Origin of the sequence: Rhodococcus sp. Q1 (genome assembly GCF_004153645.1) — a bacterium.
GTDB lineage: Bacteria > Actinomycetota > Actinomycetes > Mycobacteriales > Mycobacteriaceae > Rhodococcus > Rhodococcus gordoniae.
Genome location: NZ_SDMJ01000003.1, coordinates 281,851 through 298,228 on the forward strand (window position 1 = coordinate 281,851; position 16,378 = coordinate 298,228).

Here is a 16,378-nt window from a genome sequence, read left to right on the forward strand (position 1 = left end):
CTCCGCTCGGACCCGTAGGCCACGGTCCGAGCATGACAACTTCCACGCCCTCGTCCTCGCATCCCCTCCGGCTCACCGACGTCGGTGACGTGATCGCGGCCCTGCCCGCGCTGATGGGATTCCCGCCGGCCCGCTCGATCGTCGTGATGTGCCTGACCCCGACCGGGGACGCCCCGACCCGCCCGAACGGGAAGGTCGCGACCATCGGTGCCGTGATGCGACACGACCTCGTCCTGCCCGGGGCCGGGGAACCCGTTCCCGAACTCATGCGCGCGGCGTTCCGGCGTTTCTGCGCCGTCTGTGCCCGTGAGGGTGCAGAATCCGTGGTCGCAGTCCTCGTGGACGACGAGCTCACCGACCGGCACGACCCGGCCGTCGCCGAGGTGTGCCGGCTCGTCGACGATTTCGCGGATCACCTCGACGCCGTCGGAATCGATCTGGCAGGTGTGTACGCGCTACCCGAGATATCCGGCGGGGCAACCTGGTTCGTGCCCGGCCAGGACATCGTCGGCACTGTGGCCGACCCCGGATCCTCGGTGGTCGCGGCCGCGCGGGTGTTCGAGGGCAGCCCGATCCGGGGCTCCCGCACCGAACTCGAAGCGCTGCTCGCCCCGTACCCGCCGGCGGTGCGGCAGGAAGTTGCGCGCTGCATCGACGAGGTCGTCGAGACCCGCGACCGCGAGTACGAGCGTTGTGCCCGCGAAGGTGGCGGCGAACGTGCCGACCGCGTCGAACTGCAGGCCGTGCTCGCGCACGTCGAGGCGTACGCCGCCGGAACGGATCCGAGTGCGTCGGATGTCGCAGAACTTGCGGTGCTGCTCGCGAATCGCACGGTGCGGGACGCCGCGATGGGGCTCGCGACCGGTCCGCTCGCACGCGCGGCGGAGCGGCTGTGGAGCGAACTCGCACGCGCACTGCCGGATCCCGAACGGGCGGACGCCGCGGCACTCGTCGGCTTCGGTGCCTACGTGCGCGGCGACGGGCCGCTCGCCGGGGTCGCGCTCACCGCTGCCCTCGAATCCGACCCCCGCCACAGGCTTTCGGATCTGCTGGACCAGGCGTTGCAGGCGGGGCTGCGGCCCGATGCGATCCGCGGCCTCGCCGAGACAGGCCACGAGATCGCCATGAGATTGGGACTCGGGCTGCCGCGCGACGACGAGTCGTCCTGACGGCTATCGCGCACGCAGTTCACACCGCGCAGCGCTCAGCCGCGCCGAACGGCGTGCAGTCGGTCGCCGAGGGACCGGGTGAACTCCCACGCGTCGGAGACGATCTCGTCGAGATCGGTGTGCTGAGGGTTCCACCCGAGTTCTGACATCGCGCGGCTGCTGGAGGCGATGAGAACGGCCGGATCACCGGCGCGTCGCGGTGCGTCGACCGCTGCGATCGGAAGTCCCGTGACCCGCTCGCAGGCCGAGACGACCTCGCGGACGGTGAAACCTTCTCCGCTGCCGAGGTTGTAGATGCCGTGCCGGCCGGGTTCGGACTTCGTCAATGCCAGCACGTGGGCGTCGGCGAGATCCTTGACGTGGATGTAGTCGCGCACCGCGGTGCCGTCCTTGGTCGGCCAGTCGGTGCCGAACACGGAGATGCGATCGCGCACACCGAGAGCGACCTGCAGCACCAGCGGAATCAGATGCGTCTCGACGACCCGGTTCTCGCCGGCGCCGCCGTAGGCGCCGGCGACGTTGAAGTACCGCAGGCTCGTCGCGGCGAGACCGTGCGCGTGCGCGTAGGACGAGATCGCGTGATCGATGGCGAGCTTCGACGCCCCGTACGGGTTGGTGGGACGGGTGGGCGCGTCCTCGGTGATCGGCACGCTCTCGGGCTCGCCGTAGGTCGCGGCGGTCGAGGAGAAGACCAGTCGCGGCGTACCCGAGCGGCGGATGGCCTCGAGCAGGGCGAGGGTGGTCACCACGTTGCCCTGCCAGTACTTCTCGGGGCACTCCACCGACTCGCCGACCAGTGATTGCGCTCCGAAGTGGAGGACGCCGTCGAAGCGGGGACCGGGTCCGGAGAGCAGATCGTCGGCGACGGCCGCGATGTCGCCCTCGACGAACTCGGCGCCCGCCGGTACCGCTTCGGCATTCCCGGTGGACAGATCGTCGACGACCACGACGTCGTGGCCCTGTTCGAGCAGCACGGTCGTGCACACGCTGCCCACATAGCCGGCGCCGCCGGTCACCAGAAGTCTCACGCTGTACATCCCCTTTTCGCATGCCCGTACCGGACATGCGAAAAGGGGTCTGTGTCAGACCTGCTTCACCTGCACGGCATGGGCCATCTCGTCGGAAAGCTCGAAGCTGTCGTGACCGGCCACGGTGATGGACACCGAGCCCGGTCGCGTCTCGACTGTAACCCGCGCGTCCGGGACGACACCGGCCTCACGCAGCCGGGCGATGACCTCCGGATCGGACTGGACGTACTCGGCGAGCCGCCGCACCACGACGGCGGTCGGCTTGCCGTGGGGGATCTCCGTCAGCCGCACCAGCTTCTCGTCGAGGGCCGCCGTACGGTCGAGACCCAGCTGCGCCAGCCCCGGGATCGGGTTGCCGTAGGGCGAGGTGGTCGGGTTGTTGAGCACCTCGACGAGGCGGCGTTCGACCTCCTCGCTCATCACGTGCTCCCAACGGCACGCCTCGGCATGCACGTTCTCCCAGTCGAGACCGATCACGTCCACGAGAAGCCGTTCCGCGAGCCGGTGCTTGCGCATCACGGACACCGCGAGATCGCGGCCCTTCTCGGTGAGCTGCAGGTGCCGGTCGCCGGCGACACGGAGCAGACCGTCGCGTTCCATGCGGGCCACGGTCTGGCTGACCGTCGGTCCGCTCTGCTCGAGGCGTTCGGCGATGCGCGCGCGCAGCGGCACCACGCCTTCCTCTTCCAAGTCGTAGATGGTCCGGAGATACATCTCCGTTGTATCGACCAGGTCCTTCACTCTCACACCCCTTCGTCCGGGCCGATTCTAACCGTGCGAACAGGACGGTGGGGGCGCGCTCCGAGGCTCGCATGTCCGTGGGCGGCGCAGTAGCGTCTGTGTCCATGACCACGAGCTCCACCGCGGCGGGCGGTACGACACAGCTGAGCGGCGATCGGATAGTGGTGTGGAGCCCCGACTACCTCGACTACCGGTGGGGTCCGACGCATCCGATGAACCCCACGCGTCTCGATCTCACGATGGCGCTGTCCCGCAGTCTCGGTCTCCTCGAAGGCGTCGAGACGGTCCGTCCGTCCCCTGCGGACGACACCGATCTGTTGCGCATCCACACCGCGTCCTACGTCGACGCAGTCAAGCGCGCGGGTTCCGCCCCGGAGGGAGCGGCACCTCCGGCCGACGCCCCGCACGGTCTCGGAACCGAGGACAACCCGATCTTCCCCCGCATGCACGAGGCCAGCGCGACCCTCGCCGGAGGCACGCTGGCGGCCGCGCGCGAGATCGCGAGCGGCCGGGCCCGGCGCGCGGTGAGCATCGGCGGCGGCATGCACCATGCGATGGCCGACTGGGCCGCCGGATTCTGCGTCTACAACGATGCCGCTATCGCGATCTCGTGGTTGCTCGACCACGGCTACGACCGCATCGCCTACATCGACGTCGACGCCCACCACGGTGACGGCGTGCAGCACGCATTCCTCGGCGACCCCCGGGTCCTCACCATCTCGCTGCACCAGCATCCCGCGACCCTGTGGCCCAACACCGGATGGTCCAGCGAGGTCGGCGCAGGCCCGGCCGAGGGCACCGCGATCAACCTTCCCGTCCTGCCGGGCACCGTGGACGCGTTGTGGTTGCGCGCCTTCCACGCCGTCGTGCCGGGTGCTGTCGCGGCGTTCCGCCCGCAGATCCTCATCAGTCAGTGCGGAGCCGACAGCCACCGCGAGGATCCGCTCGCCGACCTCTCGCTCACCGTCGACGGTCAACGCGCGTCGTATCTCGCGATGCGGGATCTCGCCGATCGCTACTGCGAAGGCCGCTGGCTCGCCGTCGGCGGTGGCGGGTACGGCCTCGTGCGGGTGGTTCCTCGCGCATGGACGCACCTGATCGCGGCGGCGCTGGACCGCGAGATCGACCCGAGCACGCCGATCCCGGCGGACTGGAGCGACCGCGTCGGCGCTCTCGCTCCCGGCGTCGAACTGCCCACCGGCATGGGGGAGGACTCCGACGTCTCGTATATGCCGTGGGACGGTCCCGGAGGTACCCCGGAAACGGGCATCGCATCTCTGGACCGTGCGCTGACCCGCGTCGATTCCGCGATCATCGCCACGAGACGGGCGGCGTTCCCGCTGCTCGGCCTGGACCCGGAGGATCCGCGTGACTGATCAGCAGAATCCCGCGGCGGGATCGAGCACCGATCCCGCGAAGGCTGCCGCGACGGCGAGAGAGACCGACCCGGCTCGCGAACGCGCCCTCGCCCGGGCACGCGCCTATCCGCGGCACTGGGTCGCCGACGTGCTGGCCTCGGACGGCGGCGTCGTGCACCTGCGGCCGATCGTCCCCGAGGACGCCGAGGGGATCGTCGCCTTCCACAGCAAACTCTCCGAACGCACCCGCTATCTGCGGTATTTCGGTCCGTACCCGACCATCTCGAAGAAGGACCTGTTCAACTTCACGGTCGTCGACCACCGCTCCCGAGTGGCGTTCGTCGCGGTGCTCGGCGACGAGATCATCGCCGTCGGCCGATACGAAGGACTGTCGAACGAAGGCGACGGACTTTCCGCGGAGGTGGCCTTCACCGTCGCCGACGCCCACCAGGGACGCGGCCTCGGCCCGATCCTGCTCGAACATCTCGCCGGCGCGGCCGCCGAGAACGGACTGCACACCTTCGTCGCCGAGGTCCTCGCCGAGAACCGGCACATGATCACCGTCTTCCGGGAGGCCGGCTACCAGGTCAGCCGCAGTTTCGAAGGGGGAGTGGTCCGCCTCGAGTTCGCGATCGACCCCACCGAGGCACTCGTGTCGGTGCGCAACGCCCGCGAACGCGCCGCCGAGGCGCGCAGCGTGCGCAACATCCTGAGCCCCGCCAGCGTCGCTGTCATCGGCGCCTCCACCGACAGCCGCAAGGTGGGCAACGCCGTGCTGGTGAACATGCTGCGCAGCGGATTCACCGGACCGGTCTACCCGGTCAACGCCGAGAACCGGTCGGTCCGGGGTGTCCGCGCGTATCCCACCGTCCGCGACATCCCGGACGAGATCGACCTCGCCATCGCCGCCGTGCCGGCCGAATCCATCGACTCGGTGCTCGACGACTGTCTCGCGAAGGGCGTCAAGGCGCTGCTCGTCGTGTCGTCGGGTTTCGGTGAGACCGGACCGGAGGGCCGCGACGCCGAGCGCCGCCTCGCCCTCGCCGCACGGTCGCACGGCATGCGGCTCATCGGCCCGAACGCACTCGGGGTGGCCAACAACGACCCGGCGATCCGCCTCAACGCGACTCTCGCTCCCGTGCTCCCGGCCGCCGGCAACGTGGGCTTCTTCTGCCAGTCCGGTGCGCTCGGCATCGCGATTCTGGACGAGGCGGCCAAGACCGGGGTCGGACTGTCGTCCTTCGTCTCGGCGGGCAACCGCGCCGACCTGTCGGGCAACGACCTGCTGCAGTACTGGGACACCGATCCCGCGACCGAGGTGGTGCTGCTCTACCTCGAGAGTTTCGGGAATCCACGCAAGTTCTCGCGCATCGCCCGCCGGGTGGCGCGCAGCAAACCGATCGTCGCGGTCAAGAGCGGCCGGCACGCGGTTCCGCCCGCACTCGCCGCGCGGACCGGCGAGATGGACGACACCATCGTGCGCTACCTGTTCGAGCAGGCGGGCGTGGTGCAGGTCGAGTCGATCGGCCAGCTCTTCGACTCGGCACTGCTGTTCGGCTATCAGCCGTTGCCGGCAGGACCGCGGGTCGCGGTGGTGGGCAACTCCACCGCTCTCGGAGTGCTCGCCGTCGATGCCGCACGCGGACAGGGACTGCAGGCCCCGGACGCGGTGGATCTCGGCGCGCAGGCGTCACCGGAGGAGTTCGCCGAGGCGGTCGCGCGGGCACTCGAATCATCCGACGTCGACTCGGTGATCGCGGTCTTCGTCCCGCCGGTCGCCGTCGACGTCCAGCCCTACGCCCAGGCCCTGCGCGACGCCGTGGCCGGGTCGGAGAAGCCCGTGGTGACCACCTTCCTGGCAACCGAGGGCATCCCCGACGTTCTGGCCGTGCGCGGACCGGACGGCAGTCCGACCCGTGGATCCGTGCCGTCCTATCCCGGTCCGGAACGGGCTGCGCTGGCGCTGGGACGGGCGTGGCGGTATGCGAAGTGGCGGAGCCGGCCGCCCTCGCAGGTCGTGCGGCCGGCCGGAATCGATCCCGAACGCGCCCGTGCGCTCGTGGACGGCTGGCTCGGGACGACCCCCGAAGGCCGGTACCTGTCGGACACCGAAGCGGCCCTGCTGCTGTCCTGCTACGGCGTGGAGGTCGCGGACTTCCGTGCGGTGACCACCGAGGACGAGGCGGTGGCGGCGGCGGAGGAGATCGGATTCCCGGTGGCGGTCAAGGCCACCGGCGCGCAGTGGCGGCACCGGCCGGACCTGAGCGGTGTCCGGCTCGATCTCGTGGACGCCGACTCGGTGCGGATCGCGTACTGCGACCTGGCCGCAGTGTCGGGGGAGCCGTTGATGCACGTGCAGCGTATGGCACACAAGGGCATCGGCTGCGCGATCCGTGTGCAGGACGACCCGTCCTTCGGTTCGCTGATCTCCTTCGGTCTCGCCGGTGTGATCTCCGACCTGCTCGGCGACCGCGCCTATCGTGTGCTTCCTCTCACGGAGGACGAGGCGGTCGAGTTGATCGATGCGCCGAAGGCCGCCCCGCTGCTCTCGGGTTACCGGAACGCGGCACCGGTGAACAAGCCGGCGCTGGTCGACTTCGTCCAGCGGATCTCGGCACTCGCCGACGACCTCCCCGAGGTGCGCGAGCTGGTGTGCGAGCCGGTGCTCGCCTCGGTGGTGGGGGCCGAGCTCACCGACGCGCACGTACGGATCGGGCCCGAACCGCATCCGCTCGACCTCGGACCGCGCCGGCTGCGCTGAACGGCAGCCGGACGGGACGACTCGTCGGACACGATCCCGGACAGCAACGATCCCCGAGAACCCAGCCCGGTTCTCGGGGATCGGATACCGCTGACGCGCCCGGTCAGCTGGCGTAGGCGCGAAGGCGCTCGGCGCGATCTCCCTCGCGGAGCTTGGACATCACCTCGCGCTCGATCTGGCGGACACGCTCACGGGAGAGCCCGAAGAGCTTGCCGATCTGATCGAGGGTGCGCGGCTGACCGTCGTCGAGGCCGTAGCGCAAGCGGATGACCTGCTGTTCGCGCTCGTCGAGCGTCGCGAGGACGCTGCGGACGTCGCTGTGCAGGAGGCCGGCGATGACGGCGGTCTCGGCGGATGTCGCCTCGGCGTCCTCGATGAAGTCGCCCAGCGGGGCCTCCTCGTCGTTGCCGACGGGCATGTCGAGGCTCACCGGGTCGCGGCTGTGATCGAGCAGATCGGCGATCTTCTCGACGGGGATGCCGGACTCGTCGGCAAGTTCCTCGTCGGTCGCCTCGCGGCCGAGCTGCTGATGCAGTTCGCGCTTGATGCGGGCGAGCTTGTTGACCTGTTCGACCAGGTGGACGGGGAGCCGGATCGTGCGGCTCTGGTCGGCCATGCCGCGGGTGATGGCCTGACGGATCCACCACGTCGCGTAGGTCGAGAACTTGAAGCCCTTCGCGTAGTCGAACTTCTCCATCGCACGGATCAGGCCGAGGTTGCCCTCCTGGATGAGGTCCAGCAGGGGCATTCCGCGTCCGGTGTAGCGCTTCGCCAGCGAGACGACGAGACGCAGGTTGGCCTCGAGCAGGTGGCTGCGGGCGGCCTGTCCTTCACGGACGATGACCGCGAGGTCGCGCTTCTTCGCGGCGGACAGGCGCTTCTTCGTCTCGAGCAGGTGCTTGGCATACAGGCCGGCCTCGATCCGCTTTGCCAGTTCCACCTCGTCGGCTGCGGTGAGCAGAGCGGTCCGTCCGATGCCGTTCAGGTAGACGCGAACGAGATCGGCGGCGGGGCTCTGACCGTCGAGGTCGGAATCGAAGCGAGCGGTGGTTTCGGGGCGTGCCATGACGTGCCTCCTCATCGGTGGTGTCTCATAGGGTTCAACGAGCGGCGAAGCCGTGGAGTTCCCGTCGGTCTTCGAATACCACCGCGCTGACCTGCACTAACCCGGTGAGCTCCTGAGAAGTTGCTGAGAGAACCGAAGGGTGGAACCTCAGACGCACCCCGGCGAGCGTCAGGCGGGCTCGATCAGCCCGTGACGCACGAGCCCGTGCACGAGACCCACCGCCCGGGTGAGCAGATCGTCCTCGTCCTCACCGTGCGCGGCCGCGAGCAGCGACACGAGATCCCCGAGGGGCAGGCCGTCGGCGCGCATCCCTCCGAGCAGGGCGGCAGCGAGATCGTCCACCTCGTGCTGCCAGGCCGGACCTCCGCCGCGGTGCACCCGCGCGACCACCTGTTCCCAGCCCTCCGCACCGGGCAGGTGCACCCGCTCGAGCGCCGTGTCGGGGCGTACCACGAACCGGGCGTCCGGAACCTCGTGCGTACGCAGCCAGTCGAGGCGGCGGAAGTAGTCGATCGCCTCGTCGCCCAGGGCATCGGTGAAGGCGTGCCGCAGATCCTCGGCCATCACGTCGGACGGCAGATCGGTGCGACGCAGGTAGACGAATCCGAACCCGACTCCTTCGACACCGTGCTCGGCGAAGTGGTCGAGCCACTGCTCGGCACGCACCGCGACCTCCGGCTCGCGCTGGTCGGCGTCACCGTCCCTCAGCCACGTGCCGACGTACAGGGCGGGATCGGCGACGTCGCGCTGCACGATCCAGGCGTCCACGCCCTGCGACGGCAACCACGACGCGACCCGGGTCCGCCAGTCCTCACCCTCGACGTGCACCCACGAGGCGAGCATCGCGGCGGTCCCGCCGGGATTCAGGTGCTCGGCCGCCTGCGAGATCATGAGCCTGCTCGCACCGTCGAGGTCGAGACCGGAGTCGCGGTAGCTGTGCTCGACACGTCCCGCGCTCACCACGAACGGCGGATTCGCGACGATCCGATCGAAGGTGCGGCCGGCGACCGGATCGAACCAGGAGCCCTCGAGAAGATCGAGGTCGATCCCGTTGAGCGCCGCGCTCGCGGCGGCCAGGGCCAGGCACCGGGGATTGATGTCGGTCGCGGTGACCTTCTCCGCGTGGTCCGCGGCCCGGATCGCCTGCACTCCGCAGCCGGTACCCAGGTCGAGCACCGTGCCGACCCGATCGCTGGGGGTCGCCTGCAACAACGACAGAGAGGCCTGCCCGACGCCGAGAACGTGATCGGGACGGGTGGGGACGGGACGGATCGAACCGTCGAGATCCGACAACACCCAGCGACTTCCGGTACCGGCGTCGAGGGGTCTCAGATCGAGCGCGGCGCGCAGGCCGTCGCCGTCGCGTTCGAGCAGGCCCGCTCGTACGGCCTGCTCCGGCGTCACCGGTTCGAGAGCGTGCGCCACCTCCGTCTCGGCGCAGGTGTCCTGGAGGAGGAACAGCCGGACGAGCACGCCGAGATCACCGGCGCTCCGCGCGACGCGCCGGGCGGGGACGGGTTCGCTGCGCCCGAGTGCCGCGTGCGCCTCGGGGCCGAGCAGATCCCGCACGGTGTCGAGGTCGTAGCGGCACCGGATCAATGCGGTGCGAAGAGCCGGGCAGAGAGACAGGAGAAGGTCGCGGTCCACCACGACATTCTCGCAAGCTCCCCGCTCGCTCTCTCCGTCAGCCGTCGATCACGCGGTGGGTCGACGCCTCGATCGCCGGAGCGTCCTCGAAGCGACCGTCCCAGCGACTCGGTTCGTCCTTCCGGCGCGGCGGCCGGTCGTTGGCGATGAGAACCGCGATCCACGGCAACGGAATCGACACCCCGATGATCGCCATCGAAATCCAGGGATTCTCCCAGATGCCGTACGCGATCGCCGCCAGGAGCAGTGCCGGTATGCGGAACGACATGATCGTGAGGTACTTGCGAACCCGTGCTCGGTGCTGATCCTCGAGCGACGTCTCCGCCGCTGTGATCAGAACCGGGTTGTCGGGCGATCCGTTCTCGGGGGATCCGCCGAAACCGTGAGTTCTCGCCATGTCTTCCACCTTCCCACGACGAACCGTCGCACGCACATACGCATCCGGCCTCTCCGTGCGGCATCATGGACACGTGAGCACGGATATCAAGGAACGGCCGGATACCACCACCGACGAGACGACCGACGACGACACCCCCAAGTTCTTCCATTACGTGAAGAAGAACAAGATCGCCGAGAGTGCGGTCATGGGTACCCACGTGGTTGCGCTGTGCGGTGAGGTCTTTCCGGTGACCCGGTCGCCGAAGCCCGGCTCGCCGGTGTGCCCCGAATGCAAGAAAGTCTACGACGGTTTGCGCAAGGGCGACTGAGGCACCGGGTGGAACGGCTCGTCGTCCACCGTGGCGTCGGGTGATCCTGGCGAGAGCCTCGCTGCCGGCGGAAGATCGGTCTCGGCCGGGGGAACTTCGGATCCCCCGGCCTTGTCGTCGTGGGATGCCTTGTCGTCGTGGCCGGCGGGGTCGTCGTGGGATGCCGGCCCCGACTCGGCAGGTCTCCCGTCGATCGGCCACGACTCGGGTTCGCGTTCCCCGGGCCGGATCAGGTCGGACAGCCGGATCGTCGTGGTGCCCGTCAGTCGGCGGGTGAGGTTCGTCACGGGCCCACTGTCCGGCGACGGCTCGCGCGCCGCCTGCTCCGCCAGCCATACCCGCCACTGCTCCAGACGCGTGGCGCGTGCGGGCCAGAACTGCTGCACCGTGGCGTTGAACTCGGCTCCGAGGACCACCGCGAAACCCAGGAAGAACGTGAACAGCAGAAAGGCGATCGGAGCGGCGAGCGCCCCGTAGGTGTAGCCCGTAGCGGCGATCCACGTCAGATACCACCGCAGGATCACGCTGGACGTGAGGAAGAACACGCCCGCCAGCACCGCCCCGCCGAGCAGTCGGTGCCACGGCAGCGACTTGGGCAGCGCCACCTTGTACAGGGTCGTCAGGCCGATCAGCAGCAGCAGACCCACGGCGGGGAAGTAGAAGGTGTCGATGATCTGCGAACCCAGATCGAACCACGCATCGGGAAGCAGCCGGCCGATCAGCGTGGGTCCGAGCGCGACGAGCGGCAGCGTGAAGACCGCGAGGATCAGGAAGACGACGTAGAGCAGCAGACCGAAGATCCGCTGCCACACCGGATGGCGGTGGTCCTGCTGATGGTGCGCTTCGACGATCGAGTCCACGAACGTCGAGATCGCCGACGAGCCGGCCCACAGCGACAGCACGAAGCCGAGCGACATCAGGTCGGCGCGTCCGCGGCCGAGGACGTCCGCGACGGTGGGTTCGATGATCTGGTCGACCACGCTGTCGCTGAAGACCGAGCGGAGGAAGGTGACGGTCTTGGACGTGATGATCTCGACCGTGTCCGGACCGAACCAGCCGCCCACGTACCCCAGGCTGCCGAGCAGACCGAGCACCAGCGGTGGCAGCGACAGGGTCTGCCAGAAGGCCGCGGTCGCGGCCTTGCTGAAGATCGAATGGTCCCATGCCGAGGACATGGTGTGTGTGACCACCTCCCACCCTTTACCCACCGCGTGCCGTATGCGGCCGCGGGGTGCCTGTGCGTGGGGTCGTGGTGTGTCGTTCATCTACTTCCAGAATTCCTGATGACACGCTCGCGTGCGCGCTCAGGCAGGTGAGGGTGCATCGAATTCTGCCACGCAGCCCTCGTCGGACCCGCCGACGCCGCGGCTTCGGCGGGTCCGCGACGTCCGAGACGATAGGCTGCATGACGGTCGGGACCCGGACGAGTGCGGTGGGACCGGCCCGAGCGAAGCGGACAAGGAGCACGAGAAACCGGTGAGCACCGAAACCGTCGGACAAGCTACGACCTCCGCCCCTGTGGCCCAGCTGCGCGCCTGGCAGCGCCGCGCCCTCACCAAGTACCTCGCGACGAAACCGCGCGACTTCCTCGCGGTCGCCACCCCCGGCGCCGGTAAGACGACCTTCGCCCTGCGGGTGGCGTCGGAGCTGCTGCGCGACCGGACGGTCGACCAGATCACCGTCGTCGCCCCCACCGAGCACCTCAAGCACCAGTGGGCGGGCGCGGCGGCCCGGATCGGCATCGCCCTGGACTCGAACTTCACGAATTCGACCGGGCAGACGTCGAGCGACTACCAGGGCGTCGTGGTCACCTACGCGCAGATCGCCTCGCACCCGTTCAAGCACCGCGTACGCACGGAGGCGCGCCGCACCTTCGTGATCCTCGACGAGATCCACCACGGCGGCGACGCGAAGAGCTGGGGTGAGGGCATCCTCGAGGCGTTCGGCGACGCGACCCGCCGTCTGGCGCTGACCGGTACGCCCTTCCGCAGCGACGACAGCGCGATCCCGTTCGTGACCTACGAGCCGAACGGAGACGGTCTGCTGCAGTCCAAGGCGGACCATGCCTACGGCTATGCCGACGCTCTCGCAGACGGCGTCGTGCGGCCCGTCGTGTTCCTCGCGTACTCGGGTGAGGCACGCTGGCGCACGAGCGCGGGGGAGGAGTTCACGGCCCGTCTGGGTGAGCCACTCAGCGCCGAGCAGACGGCCCGGGCATGGCGGACCGCCCTCGATCCCGAGGGCGACTGGATTCCTGCGGTGCTGGGCGCGGCGAACACCCGTCTGCAGCAGCTGCGTGCCGGCGGGATGCCGGACGCCGGCGGCCTCGTGATCGCGACCGACCAGACCACGGCCCGGGCCTACGCGAGGATCCTCGAGGCGGTGACCGGCGAGATGCCCACCGTCGTGCTCTCGGACGACCCCACGGCGTCCGAGCGGATCTCACAGTTCAGCGAGGGCAACCAGCGGTGGATGGTCGCCGTGCGCATGGTGTCCGAAGGCGTCGACGTTCCGCGACTCGCGGTCGGCGTGTACGCGACCAGCGCCTCGACCCCGTTGTTCTTCGCGCAGGCTATCGGCCGCTTCGTGCGGTCGCGGCGCACGGGGGAGACCGCCAGCGTCTTCCTGCCGTCCGTGCCGGTGCTGCTCGAACTCGCCAGCCAGCTCGAGGCGCAACGCGACCACGTGCTCGGCAAGCCGCACCGGGTCAAGGAAGGCTTCGACGACGAGCTGCTCGCCGACGCGAACCGGCGTAAGGACGAGCCCGGCGAGGACGAGAAGGCCTTCCATTCGCTCGGTGCGGACGCCGAACTCGACCAGGTCATCTACGACGGATCCTCGTTCGGCACCGCCACATTCGCCGGTTCCGACGAGGAAGCCGACTATCTGGGGCTTCCGGGTCTGCTGGACGCCGACCAGATGCGGGCGCTGCTGCGTCAGCGTCAGGAACAGCAGCTGAACAAGCCGAAGGCCGAGCCTGCGCCCACCCCGCCGCCCCAGGTCACCGAGCGCGTCGAGACCGCAGACACCCTGGCGCAGCTGCGCCGCGAACTCAATTCCCTCGTCGCGGTCGTGCACCATCGGACCAGGAAGCCACACGGGGTGATCCACGGTGAGTTGCGTCGCCAGTGCGGTGGTCCGCCGACGGCGATGGCGACCGCCGAGCAGCTGCGCGACCGCATCGCCATCCTGCGGAGCTGGTGAGCCGCACACCGAGCCCCCGGCGACGAGAACGGGCGACCACCTCGAGGTGGTCGCCCGTTCATTCGGTCGGGTCTCGGAACCGACGGTTCGTTCGTGTGACAGAACGTCGGTTCCGGACGGCGGATTCACACGGTGGCGTCGGACTCGCTCACGATCGTCGCTCCGAGTTCACGGAGACGGTCGGTGTGCTCGTTGGCGTGGTGCCCGCAGAACAACAGTTCTCCGCCGGTGGGAAGGACGGCGCGGACACGAGCGGCAGCATTGCACCGATCGCAGCGATCTGCAGCGGTCAACTTCGGGCTGGTCAACGTACCGGGCATGACTCCTCCAAACTGGCCACCGCTCATATCGGGTGCCGGGGTCTGGTCCGCCGCACCGGCCGGCGCGGTGGATCTACTCTGACAGACGATTTGTGTTCACGTGTTGTTCCCTTGGGTGCCCAATCGTGGCGCGTTTCACGCATCGAGCAGCGAAAACGCTGCGACATGCCGGTTTTCCGTGCAGGTGTTCGCTCACAGCGCAGAGGGCGGGACGCTGCGGACGCCTCGGATCGGCTTTCCGACGCACAATGACGACATGACCGAGACCCTCCTGCACATCATCTCCCGAGACGACTGGGACCGCGCCGGACCTCTCGGGGCCGTCGTTCCGGCATCCCTCGCCTCCCAGGGTTTCGTCCACCTGTCCACGCCGCAGCAGGTGCATCTTCCCGCCGACCGGCTGTACTCCGGACGCGAGGATCTGGTGCTGCTGCACGTCGACCCGACACGGCTCGACGACCCTCTCCGTTTCGAACCCGGCGTACCGGAGGACCCCGAGTCGATGCGGTTCCCGCACCTGTACGGGCCGTTGCCCGTGGACGCCGTGGTGGAGGTCACGCCGTTCCTCCCCGGACCGGACGGCCGATTCGCGCCCCTCGGGGCCGGGGGAGCGGACGCCGTCGGTCCGGAGGACTAGTCTTTCGGCATGATCGTCGACGTGACTCCGCTCCCCGGGATCGGTGTACGCAAGGACTTCGAACTGGCGTCCGGGCGCCGCATCGGGGTGATCACCCATCGGGACGGTCACAGCGACCTCATCATCTCGAAGGCCGGCGACCCCGATGCGTGTGCCGCCTCCCTCCCCCTCACCGTCGAGGAGGCGGCGACGCTCAGCAACCTGCTCGGTGCCCCCCAGCTCGTCGCCCAGTTGAGTGAGGACCACCGGGACATGCCCGGAATCGTCACCCGCCAGCTCCACGTCCACGAGGATTCCCGGTTCGACGGAGCGGCGCTGGGCGATACCGCGCTGCGCACCCGCACCGGCGTGTCGGTCGTGGCCGTGATGCGTGCGGGCCAGGTCATGCCTTCTCCGGCACCGGACTTCGTCCTCACGGGCGGGGACATCCTGGTGGCGGTCGGTACGGCGGACGGCCTCGACGCTGCCGCCAGGATCCTGCGCAACGGCTGATCCGGCGGTATGGACACTACGACACTCGCACTCATCGAACTGGGTGCGGTGTTCTTCGGGCTCGGTGTCCTCGGGCGGCTGGCGGCGCGGATCGGCATGTCGCCGATCCCGTTCTATCTGGTCGGCGGCCTGTGCTTCGGCAACGGTGGACTCATCCAGCTCGGCGACATCGGCGCGTTCAGTCACATCGCCAGCGAGATCGGCGTGGTACTGCTGTTGTTGCTGCTCGGGCTCGAGTACACCGCGAACGAGCTGATCAGTGGATTGCGACGCTCCCGGATGGCGGGTCTGCTCGATCTCGCCCTGAACGCGGCACCCGGGGCCGCGGTCGCGTTGATCCTGGGTCTCGGCCCTGTCGGCGCACTTGCGCTCGCAGGCGTGACCTACATCTCCTCGTCGGGGATCGTGGCGAAGGTCCTCGCCGATCTCGGGCGCCTCGGCAACCGCGAGACGCCGGTGGTCCTGTCGATTCTCGTCTTCGAAGACCTCACGATGGCCGTGTACCTCCCGATCCTCACCGCGATCCTCGGCGGCGTGAGTCTGCTCGGCGGCCTCGAAGCCGTCGCGATCTCGCTCGGTCTCGTCACCGTGGTGCTGGTACTGGTGGTGCGATACGGACGCTACATCTCGGTCGTGCTCGACAGTCCCGACAGGGAAACGTTGTTACTCAAGCTGCTCGGCGCGGCGCTGCTGGTGGCGGGCATCGCGTCCGCCCTCCAGGTGTCTGCGGCCGTCGGCGCCTTCCTGCTGGGTATCGCCATCTCCGGTTCCACGGCACACAACGCGGTACGTGTCCTCGAACCGCTCCGTGATCTGTTCGCCGCCATCTTCTTCGTCTTCTTCGGACTGAACACAGACCCGACGGAGATACCGCCGGTGCTCGGTTGGGCGATCCTGCTGGCCGTGCTGACCACACTGACGAAGCTCGCCACCGGATGGATCGCGGCGGCGCAACACCACATCGCCGTGATGGGCCGGGCCCGCGCCGGTGCGGCACTCATCGCTCGGGGCGAGTTCTCCATCGTGATCGCCGGACTGGCTGTCGCCTCGGGGCACGTCGACAGTCGTCTCGCGGCGATCGCCTCCGCATACGTGATGATCACCGCGGTCCTCGGTCCGGTCGCCGCACGAGTCGTCGAACCCGTGATGCGGTTCGCCTCCGCACGACTCCCGGGACGCGACGGCCGGCAGCGTCTTCCCGGGGACGAACCGGAGCTTCTCTAGCAGCGGTGGTCCGGAACGGCGAAC

Annotated in this window: 15 protein-coding genes; 8 read left to right on the forward strand and 7 right to left on the reverse strand. The window is 69.1% G+C overall.

The genetic code is table 11. The features are described 5' to 3' along the window. Positions 1-32 precede the first annotated feature (32 nt). Positions 33-1,169 carry a DUF4192 domain-containing protein gene (locus tag EQ874_RS09825; RefSeq protein WP_129976647.1) on the forward strand — a complete coding sequence of 379 codons (1,137 nt, stop codon included), beginning with the start codon at positions 33-35 and terminating at the stop codon, positions 1,167-1,169. Positions 1,170-1,204: 35 nt separating this feature from the next. On the opposite strand, the gene galE is transcribed toward EQ874_RS09825, so the two are convergent. Then, positions 1,205-2,197 (reverse strand): UDP-glucose 4-epimerase GalE, encoded by a 993-nt coding sequence (galE, locus tag EQ874_RS09830; protein ID WP_064065543.1) that lies wholly within the window; start codon positions 2,195-2,197, stop codon positions 1,205-1,207. Between the two features lie 54 nt (positions 2,198-2,251). Next, on the reverse strand, positions 2,252-2,938 hold the full coding sequence (locus tag EQ874_RS09835) for a metal-dependent transcriptional regulator (RefSeq protein ID WP_016935055.1): 687 nt from the start codon (positions 2,936-2,938) through the stop codon (positions 2,252-2,254). Positions 2,939-3,042: 104 nt separating this feature from the next. Here EQ874_RS09835 and EQ874_RS09840 point away from each other — a divergent pair, with 104 nt between their 5' ends. After that, a complete protein-coding gene (locus EQ874_RS09840; RefSeq protein WP_129976648.1) occupies positions 3,043-4,314 on the forward strand; it encodes an acetoin utilization protein AcuC in 1,272 nt (423 codons plus the stop codon). Further along, positions 4,307-7,057 (forward strand): bifunctional GNAT family N-acetyltransferase/acetate--CoA ligase family protein, encoded by a 2,751-nt coding sequence (locus tag EQ874_RS09845; protein ID WP_129976649.1) that lies wholly within the window; start codon positions 4,307-4,309, stop codon positions 7,055-7,057. The genes EQ874_RS09840 and EQ874_RS09845 overlap by 8 nt, the downstream gene beginning before the upstream one ends. 103 nt (positions 7,058-7,160) lie before the next feature. Here EQ874_RS09845 and EQ874_RS09850 read toward each other — a convergent pair whose 3' ends face one another. From EQ874_RS09850 to EQ874_RS09860, 3 genes are all read right to left on the reverse strand, one after another. Further along, the gene (locus EQ874_RS09850) at positions 7,161-8,123 is read right to left on the reverse strand and encodes a sigma-70 family RNA polymerase sigma factor (protein WP_064065537.1); all 963 of its coding nucleotides are present in this window, start codon (positions 8,121-8,123) and stop codon (positions 7,161-7,163) included. Positions 8,124-8,291: 168 nt separating this feature from the next. Further along, complete coding sequence (locus EQ874_RS09855) at positions 8,292-9,770, reverse strand: methyltransferase (RefSeq protein WP_129976650.1); 1,479 nt, start codon at positions 9,768-9,770, stop codon at positions 8,292-8,294. A gap of 37 nt (positions 9,771-9,807) precedes the next feature. Next, positions 9,808-10,167 carry a DUF3099 domain-containing protein gene (locus EQ874_RS09860; protein ID WP_016933953.1) on the reverse strand — a complete coding sequence of 120 codons (360 nt, stop codon included), beginning with the start codon at positions 10,165-10,167 and terminating at the stop codon, positions 9,808-9,810. Positions 10,168-10,240: 73 nt separating this feature from the next. On the opposite strand from EQ874_RS09860, the gene EQ874_RS09865 reads away from it, so the two are divergent. Next, on the forward strand, positions 10,241-10,477 hold the full coding sequence (locus EQ874_RS09865; protein ID WP_006551335.1) for a DUF3039 domain-containing protein: 237 nt from the start codon (positions 10,241-10,243) through the stop codon (positions 10,475-10,477). Here EQ874_RS09865 and EQ874_RS09870 read toward each other — a convergent pair. After that, positions 10,450-11,652 carry a YihY/virulence factor BrkB family protein gene (locus tag EQ874_RS09870; protein ID WP_245208007.1) on the reverse strand — a complete coding sequence of 401 codons (1,203 nt, stop codon included), beginning with the start codon at positions 11,650-11,652 and terminating at the stop codon, positions 10,450-10,452. The two genes, EQ874_RS09865 and EQ874_RS09870, sit on opposite strands and share 28 nt — an antisense overlap. A 301-nt stretch (positions 11,653-11,953) precedes the next feature. Here EQ874_RS09870 and EQ874_RS09875 point away from each other — a divergent pair, with 301 nt between their 5' ends. Continuing rightward, a complete protein-coding gene (locus EQ874_RS09875) occupies positions 11,954-13,681 on the forward strand; it encodes a DEAD/DEAH box helicase (RefSeq protein ID WP_242496703.1) in 1,728 nt (575 codons plus the stop codon). Between the two features lie 125 nt (positions 13,682-13,806). On the opposite strand, the gene EQ874_RS09880 is transcribed toward EQ874_RS09875, so the two are convergent. Further along, positions 13,807-14,001, reverse strand: coding sequence for a hypothetical protein (locus EQ874_RS09880; RefSeq protein WP_006551338.1), 195 nt, complete (start codon positions 13,999-14,001; stop codon positions 13,807-13,809). A 256-nt stretch (positions 14,002-14,257) separates the two neighbouring features. Here EQ874_RS09880 and EQ874_RS09885 point away from each other — a divergent pair, with 256 nt between their 5' ends. The 3 genes from EQ874_RS09885 to EQ874_RS09895 are packed head-to-tail and all read left to right on the forward strand — an operon-like array spanning position 14,258 to position 16,354. Beyond that, a complete protein-coding gene (locus EQ874_RS09885; RefSeq protein WP_016933956.1) occupies positions 14,258-14,638 on the forward strand; it encodes a DUF952 domain-containing protein in 381 nt (126 codons plus the stop codon). 9 nt (positions 14,639-14,647) lie between these two features. Next, positions 14,648-15,130 (forward strand): cation:proton antiporter regulatory subunit, encoded by a 483-nt coding sequence (locus EQ874_RS09890; RefSeq protein ID WP_064065533.1) that lies wholly within the window; start codon positions 14,648-14,650, stop codon positions 15,128-15,130. A 9-nt stretch (positions 15,131-15,139) separates the two neighbouring features. Further along, complete coding sequence (locus EQ874_RS09895) at positions 15,140-16,354, forward strand: cation:proton antiporter (RefSeq protein WP_129976651.1); 1,215 nt, start codon at positions 15,140-15,142, stop codon at positions 16,352-16,354. The last annotated feature ends 24 nt before the right edge of the window (positions 16,355-16,378 follow it).